This window comes from Bartonella sp. AP258QHHD (genome assembly GCF_042196145.1).
In the GTDB taxonomy this organism is placed as follows: domain Bacteria; phylum Pseudomonadota; class Alphaproteobacteria; order Rhizobiales; family Rhizobiaceae; genus Bartonella.
This window is the reverse complement of the sequence record NZ_JBHIPR010000002.1, coordinates 120539-139637: the sequence shown is the minus strand read 5'-3', so window position 1 is coordinate 139637 and position 19099 is coordinate 120539. Positions and strand designations below refer to the sequence as shown.

The following is a 19099-nucleotide window of genomic DNA, read 5'->3' as shown; positions in this document are numbered from 1 at the left end:
AAAAAACTCAATAGAATCAAGATTCACCTATTCCCTTATATTAGACATAACTATTTTATTTTACTTGCTTTTTATTTGCCTGTCACGCCCACCATTCAACTTTATAGTATAAATAAATTATCGAATTATCGTATTCTTCCAAGGTACGGGATGCGTAAATAAAGATTCGGAAATAAGATTTTGCAATATGCCTCTACAAAGGGCATACTTTACGGAGTGTTTCTAATATTTTTTACGTTCTGATAGCGCCTCTTAGGGGAAGCCATCTAAAAGTATCACAAACGTAATAACAGCCTCATTTTGCAACAGATTAGAAGTTTGATTTTAAAATTCTTTCCACAAGCATAGGCTTCCGTTCTAAAAAATATTGTTTGTTTCCTGATCTATCCCCTGTTTTTCTTAATTCTTTCATGTCTATTGGTATACAACTTGTTGTCCAAACAGTTAGATATAACCACAGTCACTTCGATAGATATAAAACACTTAACCTTAGAGCTGTATTTTGAGTTTACCAATTACAGATTATAATAAAATATTAAAAAGAGTAAAAAACACGATAAAAGCAATTTTTTTCATTCTAAAAATACATTTGATTTATAATCATGTTTTATTGTTTGCCATGTTGAATGAGAAATCCGAATATCGTAATGTTTTCTCATTTCAAACCTATTTATATTGAATTAAACAAAACCGTCTCTCTTACACGTCATAAGAGGAATTAATATTAAGTAAAAATTGTATAAAAAAGCACAAAAATGCCGATAAATGCCTCAAGTGCTGAGATCTATTGCAACATCGGAGGCTGACAAATAGGCAAAGTGTATGATAATGTCAGCTTATTTCTTCATAAGTGTAAAGATGATGGAGCTCAATGGATTTATCATTGTACCATTCACGAGCGCCAGCGTGAAGTGAGCTCTAAGAGATATCTCTTAAAACAAAGCCTGTAAAATGGCATTCTCCTCACACTGTATTCCTATTGAAATAATGATCACCTTGAACCGTGTGAGTTTAGATCTTCAAAGCTCATCTGCATAACATTTTAATGTGATTGTTATCCAATATTAAAATACTTCTAACATGATGTACAAACTATAAAGAAATAAGAAAAAACATTTGAAAATGTAAATATGAAATCTAAAAATTTAACTCTAAGATACAATCTATCTTCATTCATATAAATACACAGTATACATTCTTAAACCTATAAGACTAAGAAAACCTAAACATTGATGAAACCTATAACCCTACCTGAGAAACAGTGACAATCATGTTAAATCAAATTGTCCGCAAGTGTCTCTCATTGAAAAAAACAATATCTTATCTGGACGGCACATATAACATCTTTTTATACGAAAAAACTATAAAGAAGTAATTCGTTATGAATCACAGCTTCCAAGACAAGAAGATATTTTCCACCTCTTGTGCCATCTGTAAATTCTCATCATAAACAGATATCGTTTTTATTCTTCAATGTTTCATAAACTGTTCTAAATCGAATCCATCATGCCTTGTATCTAATCAAAATCGATCTTACCAAAGATCATGCTAAAAAACGTAATAATATTATTTATAAAAAATAAAAAAATCACAATAGATGTTTTTTGGCAATTTCACCAGCACTAGCAGCAATGCTTAAATCTAATCTAAGAAATAAAATATTCATTTTCAGAAAGATGAAAAGAAGCTCATAAAAAAGAGTTTTTGTAATCTGTTTCCTAAAGCATGTGATATAGTAGCAACACGCGGCAAGAATATGCAATGCTAAAGTTTCAGCAATCAAAAGCAATTTTTACTGAAAAAAGAGAAAACAGCATCATTTTATACTAAAACAGTCAACAGAAAACGTGTAGCAGCAAAATAAACCAAAAAACATCAAAAAGGTTCGGGATTATACAGAAAAATAAGCTAATAGAATAAAAGGAAAACTCTCTAACTTTTTATAGCCTATAAATATCATTTAAACATGGTGATCCCGACAGGATTCGAACCTGTGACCCACGGCTTAGAAGGCCGTTGCTCTATCCAGCTGAGCTACGGGACCCAACTGATTATTTTCTCAATTCAAAATAGCATCTTCAATTCAATGTGTCCAAGAATGCTGCCGATCACTGCGAAAATTATCAGAATAAGAAATAGCACGTCGAATCGATGTATGTTTCTTTTCTACACGGTAAGAGATAGCATTCTTACGTGCAAAAGCAATCGCTTCTTCCTTCCTATTAAATCGAATCTTTACCTGATTATTCATATCAGACGTTGCCGTGTAGCCCATAAGAGGTTCAAGCATTTTTGCTTTCATTGGCTCATACTCTAGAATCCAAAAAACTGTATTCCCCTTACCTGACTGCATAGCTGTCTTAGCAGGACTATAAATACGTGCGATCATGCCTTTTTCCTTCAGATTACACAACGCTTGGATGATAGTTTCTCACCACACGTACCCAATTGGGTCATTCTCACACACTCAATCAAATATGGTCGGAGCGATAGGATTCGAACCTACGACCCCCTGATCCCAAATCAGGTGCGCTACCAGGCTGCGCTACGCTCCGCCATTTACATTTACTTGATGCACATTTCCTAAAATTTTCACAACAGAAGTGCAAGAGAAAAACACACTTTTTTTTAATTTTGTTGCATTTCTTTACAAAAAAGCACATTTTTTAATTTTTCCCCCTACTCAATAACAAATTTATTGACAAATAGTAGAAAATAACTTCCGTAAGAAAATCCAATCTATATTAAAAAATAACGAATTTCTCTATAAGGACTTCATAATTTTTGTCCTTTTTTAAGCAAGCTCTCACTGTATCAAAATGCATTCCACAGATACAATTTTAGAAAAAAACGACTTAAATATCATAGAAAAACTTTTCCAAAGAGAACATAAGCCAAAAAATTCAGCTGTATTAAGCTTTTTTCCCCTCTTTTTCTATCTTCCCAAAGACTCTTTTATTAAAAATTCTAGAATCTTCTACAATCCAAACCCATAAACAACAAACATTTTTTCAAAGCACAAAGGTTTTATTATAAATAAAATAAAGCGCTCTTTTTAGAAAAATTTTCAAATGCGAAGATGGTAAGAATTCAACATCATACAATAAAATCTCAAAGCTATTTAAAATAAAAACACGATAAGAGTAAAAAACACTATTTTTTACTCTTATATAGATATCCAAAAAGAAGAAAATTTAAATGACTTGTCTTCCACATATTGAAACGATAATAGAAGGACAGAATAATTAAGCCATGATAAGGAGTATTTACGGATTTCTTCTATTTAAAACTTCAGCAATAACAGCACGTGTTATTTTTCTTTTTCTTTGTAATGCCAACTGATCAACAGAATCAACAACACGCTTCAATGAAAATAAAGAACGTTCACAACGGCTTACAAGATAATAAACCGTATCTGGATGTACAATAAGTTGCCTATCGGAAAAAAGCTTAAATGCAACAGCTGTTAACAATGCATCATCAGGCTGATTAATTTCAACGAACACCACCGAATTAAGACGACTTTTTAGATCATTTAACATTAAATTCCAAGCGGAAGGAAGTGTTTGTGCCGTCATCAATAAAGTAGCCTGTCGTGCATCAAGATTTGCTTGCTTAATACTGTTAATTAAATGAAAAAGTTCTGTCTCATTGATTTCACCTGTATCAATATCCTCTATTAAAAATGATCTGCCTAAAGAAGCCATAGTAACAGCCTGATCAAGTTCATTGTGCTGAATCCTGAAAGCATCTGCTTTTTGGAGCCATATATTAGAAAAATGCGTTTTTCCAGATCCTTCTTTACCAACCAAAACTGCAATAGGTAAGCTCCAATTGGGCCAGTGATCAATAAGCTGAAAAGCCATACGATTGCTTTCCGTTACCACTAAATCCTCAAATTGAAAAATCGGATCATAAGGAAAATTTAAAGATAATTGCGTTTCACGCCCATTCATTTTAGCGGCTCCGAATTTCCGCTTCGCGAATACATCTGAGAACTCAGATAAGTATGAAGAGCAAAACGAACTAAAACGCCAACAGCCGCTGCCGCAGGAACAGCAACAAGCATACCAGTAAAACCAAAGAGTGAAGAAAAAGCAAAAAGTGAAAACATCAACCATACGGGATGTAATCCCACTGATGAACCTACAAGCTTGGGTTGAAGAATATAACCTTCAATAAATTGACCAATTAAAAAAAGTGCCATCACAACAATGATTCCCCCCCAATTATTGGGATAAAACTGGACCCATGCAATACCAACAGAAAGGACCAAACCACTCATTGTGCCGATATAAGGAACAAAGCTAATAAGACCAATAAACATACCAATCAAAAGACTAAAATTGAGTCCTGCAATCGTTAAACCAATAGCATAATAGCCTCCCAATATGAGACAAACTGTTCCTTGTCCACGAACAAAGCCTGCAATAGCTCTATCCATTTCATGAAAAATACTACGAACGGTTTCCAGATGATCCCGCGGTATTAACGAATCGATTGCTGTTACCATACGTGGCCAATCTAATAACATATAAAATGCCACCACAGGTGCCACAACAAATAGGCTAACGATATTAACGATTGATTTTCCTGACTTTAAAAGTGAATTCAAAAGAGACGTAATAAAATCCGAACCTTCTCCCAAAAATCCTTTAATATTATTCCGTAATTCATTTGGATCACTTCCAAAATAGCGCCTTAACCAATCAAAATCATGCTCAACAAAAAAGGTTTGAATACGATTAATGTAAACAGGTAAACCATCACTCATAAATTGCTGTATTTGCCAACTAATAACAGGAATCAAAATAATTAAAGCAGCAACAAAGGTAATAACAATAAATAGGGTGATAAGGACAGTCCCAAACACACGACGAATACCAAATTTTTCAAGTAATTGAACAATGGGATTGAGAAAATAAGCCAACACAATCCCTGCCACAAAAGGAAGCAAAATTGATCCAAAAACAAACATAAAAAGAATGAAAAAAATCAGCGTACCAAGCCAAAAAAAGATTTGTCTTTTCATATTATTCGGCAAAGGTAATTGAGTATACGCTGGCACATAAGTCTTATAACGATCACGAGATGTATTCTCACTCACTTTCTTTCTCATAAGCTGCCAAGAGGACTGTCCGTGATTATCTGATATCTTGCTCATAAAATATCCTAAAAAATTCTTCACAAAAAATTATAAACAACTTCAAAATAAGGTACAAGAAAAGTTGCTTATTTTCTTATCAATATCTCTTGCAGAGAGAACTCTATCATGGCATTGCATAATATCAAAACCTGATTTTCCATTAAAGGAAGGCTCCAATGAGCAATCAAGATCTTACAAATAATAAATCCAAGGCTGGGGATAAATCCAAAGCTGGTCTTACCTACGCAAAAGCCGGTGTAAACATCGATATGGGTAATGCCATGGTAGAAAAAATTAAACCCTTTATACGCGCAACAAAACGAGCCGGAACAGATGCAGAAATTGGCGGTTTTGGTGGACTTTTTGATTTAAAAGCAGCAGGCTTTACGGATCCTATCCTAGTAGCAGCCAATGATGGTGTGGGAACAAAATTAAAAATTGCCATTGAAGTAGGTCACCATAACACTGTAGGTATTGATCTTGTAGCTATGTGTGTCAATGATTTACTCGTACAAGGGGCTGAACCTCTCTTTTTTCTGGATTATTTTGCAACTGGAAAGCTTGACCCTGAACAAGGAGCTGCGATTGTTTCCGGTATTGCAGAAGGATGTAAACAAGCCGGTGCTGCCCTTATTGGAGGAGAAACTGCAGAAATGCCAGGAATGTATGCAGAGGGAGATTATGATCTAGCTGGTTTTGCTGTTGGAGCATGCGAACGTAGCAAGCTACTCCCTTCAAAAGATTTGACAGAAGGTGATATTATATTAGGTCTAAGCGCCTCTGGAATTCATTCCAATGGCTTTTCGCTTGTTCGACGAATCATCCAGCAAAATTATCTCAAATGGAATGACCCTGCCCCTTTTTCCCCCGAAAGCAGCCTTGGTATAGCACTTCTTACACCAACACGCATTTATGTAAAATCGCTTCTTCCCATCATGCGAAAATATGAAGGGATTAAAGCTCTTGCTCATATTACGGGTGGAGGTTTTCCTGAAAATATTCCACGTGTCCTTCCATCCTCTCTCTGCGCTGAAATTAATCTTTCTAGCATCAATGTTCCAGCAGTATTTTCATGGATTGCCAAACAAGGTAAAATAGAAGAAACAGAAATGTTAAGAACATTTAATTGTGGTATTGGCATGATCATTATCGTAGCACAGCATGCAGCTGAAACAATTACACAAGCTCTTGAAAGAAAAGGAGAGACTGTAACTCCCCTTGGCATTTTAACAAAATGCCAAGATCAAAATAAAGGAATACTTTATAAAGGGGTACTGCATTTATGAAAAAACAAATCGTCGTTTTCATTTCTGGTAATGGATCCAATATGGTCGCCCTTGCTCAAGCTAGCCAACAAACGGCATATCCTGCTGAAATCGTCGCGGTTATTTGCGATAATCCGCGTGCCAACGGTATTGAAAAAGCGCAAAACCATAACTTACCTATTCATATTGTTGATCGTAAAATTTACAAAACAAAAGAAGAGCATGAAGAAAATATTTTTACAATTTTAAATCAATATAAACCGGATTTTCTCTGCTTTGCAGGGTATATGCGCCTTATCTCACCACGTTTTGTAAAACTTTATGAAGGACGAATTCTAAATATTCATCCTTCTCTTTTGCCTTCATTTAAAGGCTTAAACACACATGAAAAAGCTTTACAAGCAGGTGTAAAAATCACGGGTTGCACTGTTCACCTTGTTACAGAAGACATGGATGCAGGAAAAATCCTTGCCCAAGCAGCCGTTCCAGTCTATCCCCATGATACTGCTGAGTGCTTAGCACAAAGAGTTCTTAAAGCAGAGCATAAACTCTATCCCGAAGCCTTAAAAGCATTTATTGAAGGGAAGAGCAAAATGGTCGATACGCAACAACAGCTTTTATCTTTTTGAGTGTATCAACAATCTATTAATCAGCATATTTCAATGCTTTACACATAGTTTTTGCTCAGTATCTACAATTGAAAATCTCTATGAAATATTGACATAATAGAGTCCATCTCTTCATAAATTTTTGCACAAAATATGTAATTTTTTGAATTTTAGTTCATTTTTAAAATTTTTCTTCTTTATTCAATTCTATGACATTATCATAAGCTCTATTTATCAAAATACTCTCGTATTTCGCCTAAAAAATCTTAAAATACGCAATTTTCTATTGCATAAATTTTTGTTTATGACGAAAGTGTTTCTTTAACTGTTACAGCTAACTGTTTGAGTGTAAAAGGCTTAGATAAAAAACCAAAAACAGCATCTTGTGGAAGATTTTTAGCAAAGGCATCTTTTGCATATCCAGAAACGAAAAGAAATTTGATATCAGGATAGTTTTTACGGACTTCCTTCAATAAAGTGGGCCCATCCATTTCTGGCATCACCACATCGGAAACAATAATATCAACTTCTCCTTTTTGTTCCTCAAGAATAGAGAGTGCTTCCACCCCACTTGCTGCCTCTAAAACCGTATATCCTCTCATTTGAAGAGCTCTTACCCCCCCCATTCTGACCGCATCTTCATCTTCAACCAATAAAACAGTCGCAGATCCTGTTAAGTCTATATTTTTATCTTTCTCTTCATCTTTTTCAATCTTTTGAGAAATTTCTCCTTTTATATTGGGGATATAACGGGGAAGAAAAATATGAAATGTTGCTCCTTCACCTTCTTTACTTTCACAATAAATGTACCCACCGCTCTGCTTGATAATTCCATAAACCATTGATAAACCAAGTCCTGTTCCTTTTCCAACTTCTTTTGTTGTAAAAAATGGCTCAAACATTTTTTCTTGTATAGCAGCAGATATACCAGCCCCTGTATCTGAAATAGTCAATTGCACATACTCGCCAATTGCTAATCCAAGATGATTAAATTCAGCACTTTGTTGCTTTGTAATATTATTTGTCGCAATCGTAACAATACCTCCATCTAACATGGCATCACGCGCATTAATAACCAAATTCATAATAACACGCTGAAAAGATGCTTGATCAACTTCAACGCTCCACAAATCTCTTCCATGGATAATTTTTAACTGAATATTATTCCCCAAAAGTGGTAAAATAAGATTGCGGATATCTGATAAAAATTCAGTAAAATCGACTTCTTCAGGTCGAAGTGTTTGCTTTCTAGAAAAAGCTAATAATTGTTGGACAAGAGCAGCTGCACGATTAGCATTGTTTTTAATATTGATCAGATCAGCATGAGCAGGATCAGAACTACGATGCGTATTTAAAAGAAGATCACACGACATTAAAATTGCTGTTAAAACATTATTAAAATCATGAGCAATGCCGCCAGCCAATTGTCCTACAGCTTGCATCTTCTGACTTTGCATCATTTTATCTTCAAGTGTTTTTTGTTCGGTTGTTTCAATGACAGAGATAATAAGCAAATCTTGCAATGCATCACCATGATAGGGCGGTACAGACATAATATGGAGCCGTAAATGGCATTCTTCATTTTTTTCTAAAACAGTTTCTAGAGAAACAAAATAATTTTTATTTGTCGCAATTCTCTGAAAAGAACGCTCTAACTGCACACAATCACGACGAGAAATAACATCATAAAAATTGACAGCTTTGTCCATACATCCCGTGAGTGATGAAAAAGCTTTATTCATATGAACCAATTGCCCTGCATGATCCACCACGGCTATTGCAAAAGGACTCGCATCAAAATATTCTTCTAATATACTGGGTAATTTTAATTGATCATCCTCTTCTTTTTGTATTTGTTGTGGAATGATCACAACACGATAAATGGCTTCCTCTTCTAAGAGAGAAGAAACAGATATAAGACAATGGAATATTTTCTCACAAGTCGTGTGTGAATTTAAACATAACGAAAACCTATAGGGTAAAGAGTAACCTGAACTTTGATATCTGTTGGTTTGTAAACAGATATCACTCCATGAGCTCTTAGCGCCAACGCTATCAAATAACGAATCAAAATTATATTGACCAATTGAGAAATTCGCTAAATCAATTGAAAACCATTCTGCAAAAGTCGCATTGGCATAAAGAATAGTTCCTTGTCTATTAACGGATACAAAACCAATAGAAGCTTGATCCAAGTGATTGATAGCCTCTTGAAGGTTCGAGAAAAAAACTTCTCGCGTTTGTTGTAAGTGCGAAATATCAGCAATACGCCAAAATAAAAGCTTTTTTTTCTGTTTTTTGATAGGTTGAATGGAAATATTATACCAAACAGATTTTTTTGGTGTAGAATCAGTAAAAATTGGCTGTTCTACTCTTAATTCCTCTTGCGCTGCAAGATTATTACAGGCTGCAACCTTTAAGCGGTACGAGAGTGCACCAGCTCCTGGAAGATCCGCAATAACCCTATAACAAGACACTTCAGGCTTATAGGTCAGAATTTTTCGATAGTTTTGATTAGAATAATAAACAAAACCAGAAAGATCAGAGATTACAATTGCATCATCGCTCCTATTAAAGATGCTAAAATCAAAATCTTCATGCGACCACACATGATATCTTAAAATTCCCATTCCACACAAAACGAGTGTTGCAACACCGATCATTGCTAGAATCAAAAAAGATATTGATATCGCCTGTTGCAAATAGTTTTGTGGATAAAAAAACCTAAAATACCCACAATGAAAAGAAAACCTAATACAAAAACAACACCAAAAATCACAACTCTCCGATGAAACGAAAACGCTGATCTTTCATTATTCTCAAAATCTTTATCCATCTCTCTTTGCCTTAGCTTATAGCTATTTCTTATGTCACAAAACTTCCTTTATATTCGTTGTTATGTTGTTATAAAGTATATACTATGATATTATCTAAGATAAGCTCGCTTAATATTCAAAAGTTTATTTCTTACATTATAAGTGAACCTTTTGAGGGTATGTTTATAAATTTATCTCAATAAAAAATAATATTTCCATCCAAAATGGGAGAAAATCTATGTATATCTGGTTATCAGAGCAGATAGGTGTATCTGCTGCAAACATAACGATAAGCTTTTTGCTTTTTATAATAACAATCGCAGCTATTACCGTAATTATCGTGTTTTTACGTCGCTTAAGTACAGGAAGATACAGCATTAATAGAAAAAAAAGTCTATCACGATTAGCATTATGTGAAGTAATTTCTATAGATCGAGCACGCCGCCTTGTTTTAGTCCGTTGCGATAATAAAGAACATTTGCTCCTTATTGGCGGATTAACAGATGTGGTTGTAGAATCCGATATTACTGGTACATCAAAAATACAAAAAAGAGAAACACACACACATCTAAATTCCGCCCCTCCAGAAAGAAACGATGTATCGGATAAAAGTCCCTCTCCTTTTACGAATCAAGCGGTAAAAGATTCAGCCATCACCGCCGAAATTGAGGGGCGGCAAGAACCATCTTTATTCATTCCTACCCCTCAAAAATAAAAATATACAATTTCATCACCACGAATTTCGTTTGTTTATCATCTCAATAACCTTAATCATCGCGATAAACTCTTTCACGTCGTTCGTGACGTTCTTGCGCTTCCAATGACAAAACGGCTATCGGCCGAGCCTCAAGACGCTTGATACTAATGGGTTCGCCGGTTTCTTCACAAAAACCGTATGTCCCATTATCAATGCGCTCTAAAGCAGCATCTATTTTTGAAATAAGTTTCCTCTGACGATCACGAGCACGTAATTCGATTGTACGATCAGTTTCACAAGAAGCCCGATCAGTCAAATCGGGCTGACCAACATTCTCTTCCTGCAAATTTTCCAAAGTCTCACGAGCTTCTTTTAATATATCATTCTTCCAAGAAACCAATTTAGCACGAAAATACGCCTTTTGCCGCTCATTCATAAAAGGCTCATCTTCACTAGGGCGATATTGACCATCAATCTCTTCGCTCATGCAATAAAAAACCTCCACATATGCTATGTGCGGTCTATATATTGTGCAATACCCATCAACACAAGAGTAAAATGTTTTTTCATAACAATCGACGAATATATCTAAATGCACTGTTTAGGTTTGATCGCTTTTTTATGTAGATTGAATTCTTGATCAAATCTCATCCAGAATCATTTTTTTCGCTTATTGAAAAACTTTAAAAAGAAGGAAATCTAATATCAGATATCAGAGCCATCCCTCCCCTACTCTCTACATTGTTTAAAATCTAAATGAAGCAACAATAAATCATTTCATCAATGCAAAAAAATAAAATCTTTATAAAGGCAAAGTGTGATATTCACGTTTCAAATACATCAAAGCATCTTTTTCTTTATTACAGTTGATTGCAACAACCTCACCAATCAAAACACAATGGGTTGCGTGTTCGTGCCAACAAATCAAACGACAATCAAACGACGCTAGAGCGTCTGAAAGACTAGGCGCCCCCGTTTGCAAAGCTCCCCATTGAGCAACATCAAAACGCTCATTTTGTGTAGAATTGCAACGCCTCGAAAAAACATCCGCTAATGAGCGATGTTTTCCTGCCAAGCTATTAACACAAAAATTTCCATTCTCCATAAACACCTGATTCTTTAAATTATGGCGCATGAGACAAACAAGAAGGGTTGGAGGATCATCAGATAAAGAACAACACGCCGAAACAGTCACCCCACGTCTTCCCTTAATACCATTTGTTGTCACAATATGCACAGCTCCTGCAAAAAGACTCATGGCATCTCGATATTCTTGAGAAGAAACCGCAATAGTATGTTTATGTTGAAGTTCAGGCATCAAATATGTTTTATGATTCGACATATCTTTCACTTATAAAGCTTTAAAATTTCAAGCAATCTTTCCATAAAAAGACCTATAATACATATTTTTTCTTTTCCGTCATAACACAAAAAATATTTGTGTATACACAGCGATATGATAAAAACTGCCAATCTAAGGAGATTTTAATGCCTCATTTTCATCTCATTTCGCCTTCTCTCTTGGCTTCTGATTTTTCTAAACTTGGACAAGAAATGTTAGATGTTGTTGATGCTGGTGCAGATTGGCTTCATCTTGATATTATGGATGGGCACTTTGTTCCTAACATCACCTTTGGTCCTGAAATCGTCAAAGCTCTGCGCCCATTAACAAAAGCAATATTTGATGTCCACCTGATGATCGCACCAGTAGACCCTTATTTAGAAGCTTTTGCAAAAGCAGGTTCAGATATTATAACTATTCATGCTGAAGCAGGTCCACATCTTCATCGTTCATTACAAACAATCAAAAAAATGGGGAAAAAAGCAGGAATCGCACTCAATCCAAGCACCCCTGAACATGTACTTGAATATTTGCTTGATCAATTAGATCTCATTCTCATCATGACGGTCAATCCCGGTTTTGGTGGACAAAGTTTTATTCCAGAAATAAAAAATAAAATTAAGCGCGTTAAAAGCATGATTGCAAACCGCCCTATTGATCTTGAAGTTGATGGTGGTATCACCGTTGATACAATTGGGATAGCTGCAAAAGCTGGTGCAAATGTATTTGTCGCAGGCTCTGCAATTTATAAAGATGGAAATAAAGAGCTTTACAAAACACGTATTAGTGCATTGCGCCAAGCCGCAATCCTCTCACAACAAGGAAAAAAATGATGATCGCACGTTATTCCCGCCCTGCAATGGTAACAATTTGGTCTCCCGAAACAAAATATCGTATTTGGTTTGAAATTGAAGCCCATGCCTGTGATGCCCTTGCTCACTTAGGGATTATTCCGAAAGAAGCCGCCAAAGTCATTTGGGAAAAAGGGGCAGCAGCTAAATTTGATGTCAATCGCATTGATGAAATTGAAGCAATTACCAAACATGATGTTATCGCATTTCTAACCCACCTAGCTGAATTCATTGGACCAGAGGCACGTTTTATCCACCAAGGCATGACATCATCTGATGTTCTCGATACAACGCTGAACATTCAATTGATGCGTGCGAGTGATATTTTGCTAGAGGATATAGATCAACTTCTTGAAGCATTAAAAAGACGTGCTTTTGAGCATAAAGAGACAATCACCATTGGGCGGAGTCATGGCATTCATGCTGAACCGACAACATTTGGAATCAAGTTTGCTCTTGCATACGCTGAATTTTCCCGTTGTCGCAAACGTCTTCTTGCTGCACGAGAAGAAATTTCTACTTGCGCGATTTCAGGAGCTGTAGGAACTTTTGCTAATATCGATCCACGCGTTGAAGAACATGTAGCAAAAGCCTTGAAGATGCGTACTGAACCGGTTTCCACCCAAGTAATACCAAGAGATCGTCATGCTATGTTTTTTGCAACACTTGGTGTTATTGCTTCCTCTATTGAAAGGCTAGCAATAGAAATACGCCACTTACAACGAACAGAAGTTCTTGAAGCAGAGGAACATTTCTCACCTGGGCAAAAAGGTTCATCGGCAATGCCTCATAAACGTAATCCAGTTTTAACAGAAAATTTAACTGGATTAGCCCGTATGGTACGTGCATTTGCACTCCCAGCCATGGAAAATGTAGCTCTTTGGCATGAACGTGATATTTCCCATTCATCTGTTGAGCGTTATATTGCTCCAGATGCGACGATTACACTTGATTTTGCTCTTTCTCGCCTCACATCTGTCATTGAAAATCTCATTGTCTATCCAGAAAATATGCAAAAAAATCTCAATAAATTCCGCGGTCTTGTTCACTCACAACGGGTTCTTTTAGCACTCACACAAGCAGGGATTAGTCGTGAAGATTCTTATCGGATTGTACAACGAAATGCGATGAAAGTTTGGGAACAAGGAAAAGATTTTTTAGAAGAACTCCTCAACGACAAAGATGTTACCAAAGCTTTAAGTGAAGAAGAACTTCGCGAAAAATTTGATCTTTCTTACCACACCAAACATATCAATACGATTTTTAAACGTGTTTTTGAAGAACAATAAAGCGACATAGAAAACCAAAATCCATTCAACCTATGATCAAAAATCTGTTGTAACAAAGAAAACAATTCATGAAAGCAAATCAACTCGATATTCTTATTGTTCCTGGCTACAAAGGATCTGGTCCAGATCATTGGCAAACACGCTGGGAAAAAAAATTATCGACAGCCAGCCGCATTGAACAACTCCATTGGTCAAAGCCTGTTTGTGAAGAGTGGGTTAACAAAGTTAAAACCGCCATCGCAAAAGCTCAAAGGCCTGTTATGCTTATTGCTCATTCATTAGGAGTTCCCAGTGTTATTCATGCAACTGTACAAAATACAGAAAAAATTTGTGGCGCTTTCTTTGTTGCACCTCCAGATGTCGCCAATGAAAAAATACGTCCCAAACATTTAATGACATTTGGCCCCTATCATCGCCAAAAGCTTCCTTTTCCTTCTATTGTCATAGCCAGTCGCAACGATGAGTTTTGTCAATTTTCAGTAGCAGAAAAAATTGCCAATGATTGGGGATCACTCTTTGTTGATGCTGGGTATTCTGGCCATATTAACGCAGAATCCGGACACGGACCTTGGCCTGAAGGGCTTATGGTCCTCTCTCACTTTCTTGCAAAAATTTGATCCAAAAGAGGTGATCTTCTTTCTCATCGCTTATGTATCTTCACCTTTGGGTAAACGTGTAATGATAAAAATTATAAAAGTATCATAGCAATATCATTGAGAAATTCTATCAATTAGGATAGTATCATTTATCAATGTTATTAAAAACCTCTCAAGATAAATAGAGAATCATGATGAATCGTCGCCACCGTATTTATGAAGGCAAGGCTAAAATTTTATATGAAGGACCTGAACCAGGGACTTACATTCAATTTTTTAAAGATGATGCAACTGCCTTTAATGCAAAAAAACATGAAATTATCGACGGAAAGGGGGTTTTAAACAACCGAATTTCGGAACATATTTTTAGCCATCTTGGACGTTTGGGCATCCCAACACATTTTATCAAACGTATAAACATGCGCGAACAGCTTATTAAAGCGGTGGAAATCATTCCGTTGGAAGTTGTTGTTCGCAATGTTGCTGCCGGCTCTCTTGCTAAACGTTTAGGACTGGAAGAAGGAACCCCGCTTCCGCAATCCATCATTGAATTCTACTATAAAAATGATTCTCTCGATGATCCTATGGTAACGGAAGAACATATCACAGCTTTTGGGTGGGCTGTCCCACAAGAGATAGAAGATATGATGCAACTTTCAATTCGTATTAATGATTTTCTTTCTGGGCTTTTTGCCGGTGTTAACATCCAATTAATTGATTTTAAAATGGAATTTGGTCGCCTGTGGGAAGATGAAACAATGCGCATTGTTCTTGCTGATGAAATCTCTCCTGATTCTGCACGACTATGGGATATGCACACACAAGAAAAAATGGATAAAGACCGTTTTCGTCGTGATATGGGAGGGCTTATTAATGCCTATCAAGAAGTTGCCAAACGTCTTGGTATTATGAATGAAAACGAACCAACACGACCAAGTGGTCCCGTTCTCGTAAAGTAAAAACAAGGTAAAAAACATCACCTTATACAAACACCCCTCTTCAAAGGAGAGGTTCTTTTAACAAGCAGGAAGCAAAAAATGAAAGCACGCATTACGGTTACTTTAAGAGAAAGCGTTCTTGATCCACAAGGAGAAGCAATTGTCGGTGCTTTAAAAAGTTTGGCTTTCGAAGGCATTCAATCTATTCGTCAAGGAAAGGTTTTTGATATTGTTCTTGATGAACTACCTTCTGAAACTGCAAAGAAAAAACTTGAACAAATGTGTGAAGAGTTACTCGCAAATACTGTCATTGAAAATTATACAATCGAACTTCTGTAAGTGAAATGCTCATGAAAACTGCCATCATTCAACTTCCTGGATTAAATCGTGATCGAGATATGGTTGCAGCATTACATCATATAACGGGAGTTGAGCCACTAAAAATTTGGCAAACAGAAACAACAATTCCAGATGTAGATGTTATTATTATTCCTGGTGGTTTTTCCTATGGCGACTACTTAAGATGTGGTGCGATTGGAGCGCGAACTCCCGTCTTAAAAGCCATTCGTGAAAAAGCACAAGAAGGTACGACAATTATAGGTATCTGTAATGGATTTCAAATTTTGTTGGAAGCAGGATTATTACCCGGTACTTTAATGCGTAACGCTTCTTTAAAATTTGTTTGTCGTGAAATCAAGCTTGAAGTCGTCAACGCCAAGACAAAATTTTCTCGATATTATTCTAAAGGACAAATTATTCGTTGTCCTGTTGCCCATCATGACGGAAATTATTTTGTTGATAGTGAAACATTGAAACAAATGGAAGACAATGAACAAATTGTTTTTCGCTATGCAGAAAATACAAACCCGAACGGCTCAATGAAAGATATTGCTGGTATTGTTAATAAAGCTGGTAATATTCTTGGTATGATGCCCCATCCTGAAAACTTTATTGAACCCGCCCACGGAGGTACTGACGGTCGTTTACTTTTTCAAAGTGCTTTAGAGTTAGTAAATGGATAATGCTGCAAAAATACTCGCGCTCCATAATTTAAAAAAACAAGGATTTATACCATTTCTCGCATCGTAAATCTATCAACAAAGCTCTTCACAAACAACAATGGATATTATTTTCTAAACACATAATTATTTAAGACCATTTTTAGTCTTAAATCCCACCAAACAAACGGACAAAATCTTCAGCTTACTGTCTATAAATATTTTTATTATTAAACAACATTATTGTTTATAATATAAGCTGCTAGGTTAAAAAAATAAAAATACTAAATTTCGATTAATTTGACGGATAAATACTCATGAAGCCTTGCAATAACATCACTATTACATCAGAACTCATTGCACAACACGGGCTAAAAGAAGATGAATATCAACGTATCCTAACGTTAATTGGTAGAGAACCAACATTTACTGAACTAGGAATTTTTTCTGCAATGTGGAACGAACATTGTTCCTATAAATCATCTAAAAAATGGCTAAAAACTCTTCCGACAGAAGGAAAATGTGTCATCCAAGGACCTGGTGAAAATGCTGGTGTTGTCGATATTGGCGAAGGACAATGTGTTGTTTTCAAAATGGAAAGCCATAACCACCCTTCTTATATTGAACCTTATCAAGGTGCAGCGACAGGTGTTGGTGGTATTTTACGTGATGTATTTACAATGGGAGCCCGTCCTGTTGCTGCTATGAATGCATTGCGATTTGGTGCTCCTGATCATCCACGAACACGCCATCTTGTTTCTGGTGTTGTTTCTGGAATAGGTGGTTACAGCAATTCTTTTGGCGTTCCAACGGTTGGTGGAGAAGTAAATTTTGATGAGCGTTATAATGGCAATATCCTTGTTAACGCTTTTGTCGCCGGTATTGCAAAGACAAACGCCCTTTTTTATTCTAAAGCGCAAGGTATTGGACTCCCTGTTGTTTATCTTGGTGCAAAAACAGGACGTGATGGTGTCGGTGGAGCAACAATGGCCTCTGCTGAATTTGATGATTCAATCAGTGAAAAACGCCCAACTGTTCAAGTCGGTGATCCTTTTACAGAAAAATGTCTCCTTGAAGCATGTTTAGAGCTCATGGAACTTGGAGCCGTGGTTGCTATTCAAGATATGGGGGCAGCAGGACTCACCTCTTCTGCCGTTGAAATGGGAGCAAAAGGAAATCTGGGGATACAGCTTAATCTTGATACAGTTCCTGTTCGAGAAGAAAACATGACAGCCTATGAAATGATGCTTTCTGAAAGTCAAGAGCGTATGCTCATGGTCCTTAAACCAGAACTAGAAAAGCAAGCAGAAGCAATTTTTCATAAGTGGGGACTACATTTTTCTATCATTGGAAAAACAACCGATGATTTACGTTTTCGTGTATTTCATCAAGGGGAAGAAGTTGTCAATCTTCCCATCAAAGAGCTTGGTGATGAAGCGCCTGTTTATGATCGTCCTTGGAGTGAGCCGGCAAAAAAAACACCCTTGAAAGCAGAAGACGTCAAAAAAGTTGAAAATCTTGGTGATGCGCTTCTGAGCTTATTGAATTCTGCTGATCAAAGTTCTCGGCGATGGGTTTATGAACAATATGATACCCTTATCCAAGGAAATAGCCTTGTTTGTCCAGGAGGTGATGCAGGCGTTATCCGTGTAGGAAACAACAGCAAACGTGCTCTTGCTTTTTCTTCTGATGTAACACCTCGCTATTGTGAAGCAGACCCTTATGAAGGGGGGAAACAAGCTGTCGTAGAATGCTGGCGAAACATTAGTACGACAGGTGCAACACCACTGGCTGCTACAGATAATCTCAATTTTGGTAACCCTGAAAAACCTGAAATTATGGGACAGCTGGTTTTTGCTATTAAAGGTATAGGAGAAGCTTGTAGAATCCTTGATTTTCCTATCGTTTCAGGCAATGTTTCTCTTTACAACGAAACAAATGGGGAAGCCATTCTTCCAACCCCCACAATTGCTGGGGTAGGCCTTCTTAATGATTGGTCTAAAATGGTAACAATAAGTGGTATGCAAAATGGAGATATTCTTGTTTTAGTAGGAAATTGCGGCTCCCATTTAGGACAATCAATCTATGCACGTAACATTTTAAATATTGATGCAGGCCCCCCCCCTGTAGATTTACAACTTGAAAAAAAGCATGGTCAATTTGTTCGAGATGTCATACATCGTGGTTTTATTCACGCCGCCCATGACCTTTCTGACGGAGGATTAGCGATAGCACTTGCTGAAATGGTCATTAAAGCAGGTAAAGGAATCAAAGTAAAATTAAGCAATAAATCACCCCATCATGCAGAACTTTTTGGAGAAGACCAAGGACGTTATCTTTTAGCCGTCAAACCTCACTCTCTTAATAGTCTTAAAGAGCTCGCACAAATAAGTGCAGTTTCTTTAACAGAGCTAGGTCAAGTTGTAGGTGATGCACTTGATATAGATGGGATATTAACACTTTCAGTAGACAAACTCACAAAAGCCTATGAAAACTGGTTTCCACAATTTATGGGTGAAGAGTAAAAATTGTTTTTTCTCTTAAACAGCCTTT

The 19099-nt window shown here is 36.5% G+C and carries 15 protein-coding genes, 2 tRNA genes and 1 pseudogene; 10 read left to right on the top strand and 8 right to left on the bottom strand.

Annotation, left to right across the window (positions count from 1 at the left end; genetic code table 11):
- Positions 1-1967: 1967 nt before the first annotated feature.
- The 5 genes from ACFIMM_RS00610 to ACFIMM_RS00590 all read right to left on the bottom strand — a co-directional run bounded on the left by ACFIMM_RS00610 (position 1968) and on the right by ACFIMM_RS00590 (position 5164).
- A tRNA-Arg gene (locus ACFIMM_RS00610) sits at positions 1968-2044 on the bottom strand.
- Positions 2045-2083: 39 nt separating this feature from the next.
- Positions 2084-2389, bottom strand: a complete 306-nt coding sequence (locus ACFIMM_RS00605) for an ETC complex I subunit (RefSeq protein ID WP_375671875.1) — start codon at positions 2387-2389, stop codon at positions 2084-2086.
- A gap of 89 nt (positions 2390-2478) precedes the next feature.
- Positions 2479-2555, bottom strand: a tRNA-Pro gene (locus ACFIMM_RS00600).
- Positions 2556-3266: 711 nt separating this feature from the next.
- The gene (hdaA, locus tag ACFIMM_RS00595) at positions 3267-3956 is read right to left on the bottom strand and encodes a DnaA regulatory inactivator HdaA (protein WP_375682505.1); all 690 of its coding nucleotides are present in this window, start codon (positions 3954-3956) and stop codon (positions 3267-3269) included.
- Complete coding sequence (locus tag ACFIMM_RS00590) at positions 3953-5164, bottom strand: AI-2E family transporter (RefSeq protein WP_375630182.1); 1212 nt, start codon at positions 5162-5164, stop codon at positions 3953-3955. The genes hdaA and ACFIMM_RS00590 overlap by 4 nt, the downstream gene beginning before the upstream one ends.
- A gap of 158 nt (positions 5165-5322) precedes the next feature.
- Between ACFIMM_RS00590 and purM the strand changes: the two genes are divergently transcribed.
- Together purM and purN are read left to right on the top strand one after the other, a co-directional pair.
- On the top strand, positions 5323-6432 hold the full coding sequence (gene purM, locus ACFIMM_RS00585) for a phosphoribosylformylglycinamidine cyclo-ligase (RefSeq protein WP_375613081.1): 1110 nt from the start codon (positions 5323-5325) through the stop codon (positions 6430-6432).
- Positions 6429-7040: a phosphoribosylglycinamide formyltransferase gene (gene purN, locus ACFIMM_RS00580; RefSeq protein WP_375613082.1), complete on the top strand. Its 612-nt coding sequence runs from the start codon at positions 6429-6431 to the stop codon at positions 7038-7040. Before purM ends, purN begins: the two co-directional genes overlap by 4 nt.
- 281 nt (positions 7041-7321) lie before the next feature.
- On the opposite strand, the pseudogene ACFIMM_RS00575 reads toward purN, so the two are convergent.
- Positions 7322-9855, bottom strand: a pseudogene (locus ACFIMM_RS00575) (response regulator).
- Between the two features lie 218 nt (positions 9856-10073).
- Between ACFIMM_RS00575 and ACFIMM_RS00570 the strand changes: the two are divergent.
- Entirely contained in the window at positions 10074-10550 is a 477-nt protein-coding gene (locus ACFIMM_RS00570) for a hypothetical protein (protein WP_375611550.1), read from the top strand.
- Between the two features lie 52 nt (positions 10551-10602).
- Here the strand turns inward: ACFIMM_RS00570 and dksA are convergent, their stop codons facing one another.
- Both dksA and ACFIMM_RS00560 read right to left on the bottom strand, forming a co-directional pair.
- Positions 10603-11019 (bottom strand): RNA polymerase-binding protein DksA, encoded by a 417-nt coding sequence (dksA, locus tag ACFIMM_RS00565; protein ID WP_015856486.1) that lies wholly within the window; start codon positions 11017-11019, stop codon positions 10603-10605.
- 315 nt (positions 11020-11334) lie between these two features.
- Positions 11335-11874, bottom strand: coding sequence for a flavin reductase (locus ACFIMM_RS00560; protein WP_375611549.1), 540 nt, complete (start codon positions 11872-11874; stop codon positions 11335-11337).
- A 146-nt stretch (positions 11875-12020) separates the two neighbouring features.
- Between ACFIMM_RS00560 and rpe the strand changes: the two genes are divergently transcribed.
- The 7 genes from rpe (at position 12021) to purL (ending at position 19071) form a co-directional block, all read left to right on the top strand.
- Positions 12021-12707: a ribulose-phosphate 3-epimerase gene (gene rpe, locus ACFIMM_RS00555; protein WP_375627790.1), complete on the top strand. Its 687-nt coding sequence runs from the start codon at positions 12021-12023 to the stop codon at positions 12705-12707.
- On the top strand, positions 12707-14014 hold the full coding sequence (purB, locus tag ACFIMM_RS00550) for an adenylosuccinate lyase (protein WP_375613148.1): 1308 nt from the start codon (positions 12707-12709) through the stop codon (positions 14012-14014). The genes rpe and purB overlap by 1 nt, the downstream gene beginning before the upstream one ends.
- A gap of 68 nt (positions 14015-14082) precedes the next feature.
- A complete protein-coding gene (locus ACFIMM_RS00545; protein WP_375611547.1) occupies positions 14083-14631 on the top strand; it encodes an RBBP9/YdeN family alpha/beta hydrolase in 549 nt (182 codons plus the stop codon).
- A gap of 173 nt (positions 14632-14804) precedes the next feature.
- Positions 14805-15569, top strand: coding sequence for a phosphoribosylaminoimidazolesuccinocarboxamide synthase (purC, locus tag ACFIMM_RS00540; RefSeq protein ID WP_375613149.1), 765 nt, complete (start codon positions 14805-14807; stop codon positions 15567-15569).
- Between the two features lie 78 nt (positions 15570-15647).
- A complete protein-coding gene (purS, locus tag ACFIMM_RS00535) occupies positions 15648-15887 on the top strand; it encodes a phosphoribosylformylglycinamidine synthase subunit PurS (protein ID WP_375613085.1) in 240 nt (79 codons plus the stop codon).
- 11 nt (positions 15888-15898) lie between these two features.
- On the top strand, positions 15899-16570 hold the full coding sequence (gene purQ, locus ACFIMM_RS00530; RefSeq protein ID WP_375613086.1) for a phosphoribosylformylglycinamidine synthase subunit PurQ: 672 nt from the start codon (positions 15899-15901) through the stop codon (positions 16568-16570).
- A gap of 293 nt (positions 16571-16863) precedes the next feature.
- Positions 16864-19071: a phosphoribosylformylglycinamidine synthase subunit PurL gene (gene purL, locus ACFIMM_RS00525; protein WP_375692563.1), complete on the top strand. Its 2208-nt coding sequence runs from the start codon at positions 16864-16866 to the stop codon at positions 19069-19071.
- Positions 19072-19099: the final 28 nt, after the last annotated feature.

Bases quoted from the DNA above. Each gene is read 5' to 3' on its own strand.
- ACFIMM_RS00605 (WP_375671875.1), bottom strand. From the start codon at position 2,389: ATGATCGCACGTATTTATAGTCCTGCTAAGACAGCTATGCAGTCAGGT.
- hdaA (WP_375682505.1), bottom strand. From the start codon at position 3,956: ATGAATGGGCGTGAAACGCAATTATCTTTAAATTTTCCTTATGATCCG.
- ACFIMM_RS00590 (WP_375630182.1), bottom strand. From the start codon at position 5,164: ATGAGCAAGATATCAGATAATCACGGACAGTCCTCTTGGCAGCTTATG.
- purM (WP_375613081.1), top strand. From the start codon at position 5,323: ATGAGCAATCAAGATCTTACAAATAATAAATCCAAGGCTGGGGATAAA.
- purN (WP_375613082.1), top strand. From the start codon at position 6,429: ATGAAAAAACAAATCGTCGTTTTCATTTCTGGTAATGGATCCAATATG.
- ACFIMM_RS00570 (WP_375611550.1), top strand. From the start codon at position 10,074: ATGTATATCTGGTTATCAGAGCAGATAGGTGTATCTGCTGCAAACATA.
- dksA (WP_015856486.1), bottom strand. From the start codon at position 11,019: ATGAGCGAAGAGATTGATGGTCAATATCGCCCTAGTGAAGATGAGCCT.
- ACFIMM_RS00560 (WP_375611549.1), bottom strand. From the start codon at position 11,874: ATGTCGAATCATAAAACATATTTGATGCCTGAACTTCAACATAAACAT.
- rpe (WP_375627790.1), top strand. From the start codon at position 12,021: ATGCCTCATTTTCATCTCATTTCGCCTTCTCTCTTGGCTTCTGATTTT.
- purB (WP_375613148.1), top strand. From the start codon at position 12,707: ATGATCGCACGTTATTCCCGCCCTGCAATGGTAACAATTTGGTCTCCC.
- ACFIMM_RS00545 (WP_375611547.1), top strand. From the start codon at position 14,083: ATGAAAGCAAATCAACTCGATATTCTTATTGTTCCTGGCTACAAAGGA.
- purC (WP_375613149.1), top strand. From the start codon at position 14,805: ATGAATCGTCGCCACCGTATTTATGAAGGCAAGGCTAAAATTTTATAT.
- purS (WP_375613085.1), top strand. From the start codon at position 15,648: ATGAAAGCACGCATTACGGTTACTTTAAGAGAAAGCGTTCTTGATCCA.
- purQ (WP_375613086.1), top strand. From the start codon at position 15,899: ATGAAAACTGCCATCATTCAACTTCCTGGATTAAATCGTGATCGAGAT.
- purL (WP_375692563.1), top strand. From the start codon at position 16,864: ATGAAGCCTTGCAATAACATCACTATTACATCAGAACTCATTGCACAA.